At 52.5% G+C, this 3748-nt stretch carries 3 protein-coding genes and 1 pseudogene; all 4 read left to right on the top strand.

Features of this window, described 5'->3' with window-relative positions; genetic code table 11:
* Positions 1 to 103, top strand: a pseudogene (locus ABYW01_RS16475) (ferredoxin); the annotation flags it as partial.
* A gap of 59 nt (positions 104 to 162) precedes the next feature.
* Entirely contained in the window at positions 163 to 2040 is a 1878-nt protein-coding gene (locus ABYW01_RS16480) for a DUF294 nucleotidyltransferase-like domain-containing protein (RefSeq protein ID WP_372834779.1), read from the top strand.
* 2 nt (positions 2041 to 2042) lie between these two features.
* Complete coding sequence (locus ABYW01_RS16485) at positions 2043 to 2759, top strand: 3'-5' exonuclease (protein ID WP_372834781.1); 717 nt, start codon at positions 2043 to 2045, stop codon at positions 2757 to 2759.
* A gap of 169 nt (positions 2760 to 2928) precedes the next feature.
* A partial coding sequence (locus ABYW01_RS16490) for a PAS domain S-box protein (RefSeq protein WP_372834784.1) occupies positions 2929 to 3748 on the top strand: 820 nt, incomplete at its 3' end.

Raw genomic sequence — 3748 nt, forward strand, 5'->3', positions numbered from 1 at the left:
CACTATGGAACATAATGGCGGGATTACCGACGATGACGCAGCGGCGGGTTATGTGCTGTCTTGTTGCTGTGTACCCACCAGTGATGTAGTGATCGAGTATTGATTCATGTTGCTGCAGCGTTTAAAAAGGCCGCTCTGATCGAGAGATAAAGTAGAGATAGTATGGAAGCCGAACAGATAGAGATCGCGGGTTTTCTCAGCCAGTATCCGCCGTTTAACACACTGCCGGAACACACGGTGAACCATATAGCGACTCAGGTCGAGATCTCCTATTACCGGGCGGGTGCCGATATATACCGCTTTGGTGATGAGATACATGATCTTTGCGTGATTCGCAGCGGGGCTGTCGAGATCTATCGGCGTAACGGCGATCTCTACAACCGCTTGAGTGAGGGTGATCTGTTCGGTCAGCTCGGCCTGTTGATGAACAACAAGGTGCGTCTGCCGGCCCGTACGCTGGAAGACTCGCTGATCTACTTTATCCCTGAAGCGCTGTTCACCGAGTTGTGCGATCAGTTCGACGAATTCGCCTATTTCGTGGAGATGGACGACAACAGCCTGCGTCAGGCGGTGTCCAGCAAACAGGAAAATAACGACCTGATGGTGTCGAAGGTTACCACGTTGATCTCGCGTGAGCCGGTGACTATCGATGCCTCTGCCTCAATCAGGCAAGCTGCGCAGAAAATGGCAGAAGAGGCTGTCTCTTCGCTACTAATTTTGCATCAGGATGCTGAAAGTGCGGATGAGGACGAGCCTTTGCTGGCAGGCATCCTCACTGATCGTGATCTGCGTATTCGGGTCGTTGCACCGGGGATCAATCTGGATCAGCCGGTGACGGAGGTGATGACCAGTGGCCCCATCACGCTGGATGATGACGCCTACGTATTTGAAGCGATGCTGACGATGTTGCGCTTTAATCTGCACCATCTGCCGGTGATGGACGGCAAGCGTCCCATCGGTGTGATTGCCACATCTGATATCGTCCGTTACGAATCTCAAAGCAGCTTATATATGGTTAGCACCATTTTGCGTCAGCAGAGTGTTGAGGAGCTCGTACAGCTATCAAAGCAAGTGAACTCCTGCTTCGTACGGATGGTCAACGAGGATGCTAATTCTCATATGATTGGTAGTGCCCTGTCAGTTATCGGGCGCAGCTTCAAGCAGCGCTTGCTGGAACTGGCGGAGGAGAAGTTGGGCGCACCGCCTGTGCCTTATTGCTTTTTGGCACTGGGTTCGATGGCACGGGATGAGCAGCTGATCATTACCGATCAGGATAATGCGCTGATTCTCGATAACCGCTATGACCCTAAGTTGCACGGTCAGTACTTTGAAGAGCTGGCGCAATTTGTCAGCGATGGTCTGGATGCCTGTGGTTATACCTACTGTACCGGTGAGATCATGGCGACCAACCCGCAATGGCGGAAAACCCGGCGTGAATGGGAGGTCTGTTTTGCCGACTGGATCGATAATCCTGATCCGGAGGCGTTATTAAACTGTTCCATCTTCTTTGATCTGGACGGTGTCTGGGGACGTATCGACTGGGCGAAACAGCTGAACACCTTTATCGTGCGTCGTTCCAGTATGTCTCCGCGTTTCCTTGCGTGTCTGGCTCGAAACTCGCTCAGTCGTACGCCGCCACTGGGCTTCTTTAAAGGCTTTGTGATGGAGAAGGACGGGCAACACCGTAACTCAATCAATCTCAAGCGCCGTGGTACGGCTCCCCTGGCTGATCTGATTCGGGTGCATGCATTGGCGGTAGGCTCGACCGCCCGAAATTCATTCGAACGTCTGGATGATGTGATTGATGCGGGTATTCTGCCGCAAGACCGCGGAACCGATCTGCGTGATGCACTGGAGTTTATCTCGATGGTCCGTATTCGCCATCAGGCACTGGATGTGGAGGCGGGAGGTGAGCCGGATAACAATATCGAGCCGGATAATGTATCTGATTTTGAGCGAAGGAACCTGAAAGAGGCGTTTCTGGTGCTCAGCAATGCTCAGCGTTTCCTTAAGTTCCGTTATCCCTACACGCGGAAATAACGATGGCGACTACACCCCTACAGACTGTCGCCGACTGGCCATTACTCTTTCGCGAACTTGCCCTCAGTTCACATGATGAGCGGTTGCAACTCTTCTATGCCGGAGGGTGTCCGGCAGCGGATACGCCGCTGGCCGATGTGCCTTTTGTTGCGTTGGATTTTGAAACCACCGGGTTGGATGCCGAGCATGACGAGATCGTCAGTATCGGTCTGGTACCCTTTGATCTGCAGCGTATTCGGGTACGTGATGCCCGCCACTGGCTACTGACGCCGCGCAAAGAGATGAAAGAGAATTCGGTCGTGATTCACGGCATCACCCATTCTGATATTGATGGTGCTCCGGATCTGCATTCCGTTATGGGGCCGCTGCTGGAGGCGATTGCCGGTCGGGTGGTGGTCGTCCATTACCGGTATATTGAGCGCGAGTTTCTAAATGCGGGTATTGCACGGCGAGTTGGCGAGGGTATTCAGTTTCCGGTGGTCGACACGATGGAGCTGGAAGCGCAGCTTTACCGGAAAGGTTTTTCTTCATTTTGTGGTCGTTTATTCGGGCGCAAACCTGCTTCTATTCGTCTCGGTGATAGCCGCAGCCGCTATGGATTGCCCCATTATGCGCAACATGACGCGATGGTGGATGCGTTAGCCACCGCCGAGTTGTTACAGGCGCAGATTCGCCACCGATACAGTGAAGACACCCCCCTGAGTGAGATCTGGATCTGACCGCAGAGGTCGTATTGTCGCTTTTAGGGGTATAGAAATAGCCAATCTTGCCGACACCTATCTAATAGTGAACGGTTCGAGCGATAGACATCACAGCGCAAATCAACGGAGGATAGGCGCGGGTCATACTCGAGTCAGGATTATCCTGTTGAAAAGTTAGGTAGTGCGTGTGTCGATAAGCGAGAGTGTAGTTTTCAGTGCCGATGAATTGAGTGAGCTCTGTGGTGAGGGTTACTTCAATGTGCTGATGAAAAAGCTCGGCGAACTGCTATCTGCTGATTACACCTTTGTGGCGCGGGTATTGGGTGATAGTCAGGCAGAAACCGTCTCTCTCTGGGGGAAAGGTGAGCTTCACCCCGCGCTTCGATATGACCTTAAAGGCACACCGTGTGAAGACCTGCGTTGTGCAGGGGAGGCCTGCATTCTCAATGGTGTGGTTGAAAGCTACCCTGATGACCACCTTCTGCGAGATATGTCCATCGAGGGGTATATCGGGATCACACTGCAGGATGCCGACGGGCAGGTGATCGGTATTCTATCCGCGTTATTTGAAGCGCCGATTGATGAAACCGATGTTGATCGGATATCCCGCTACTTCAATACCTTTGCGGTCAGGGCATCGCGAGAACTCGAACGCATCAAGTATGAGCACCTTCTGAAAAGCGAGATTGCTCAGCTGCAAGAAAAGAATGACCGTCTTCAAATCGCTCAGCAGGTGTATGATTTTTCCAAAGATGGAATCATTATCACCGATGCAGAGAATCAAATCGTTTATGTAAATGCCTCGCTTGAAGAGATGTCTGGCTTCTCTATGGATGAGCTGGAAGGCAAAAACCCGCGCGTGCTCAGTGCCGGGCAGCAGGGTGGGGAGTTTTATCAGCAGCTATGGCTAGACCTTTCCTCGAAGGGCTATTGGCGAGGCGAATTCCTGAACCGGAGTAAAACCGGTCAGGTCTACCCGGTGTTTACCAGTATTAGCCTGATCCCGG

Source organism: Pontibacterium sp., from assembly GCF_041587635.1.
GTDB lineage: Bacteria > Pseudomonadota > Gammaproteobacteria > Pseudomonadales > Balneatricaceae > Pontibacterium.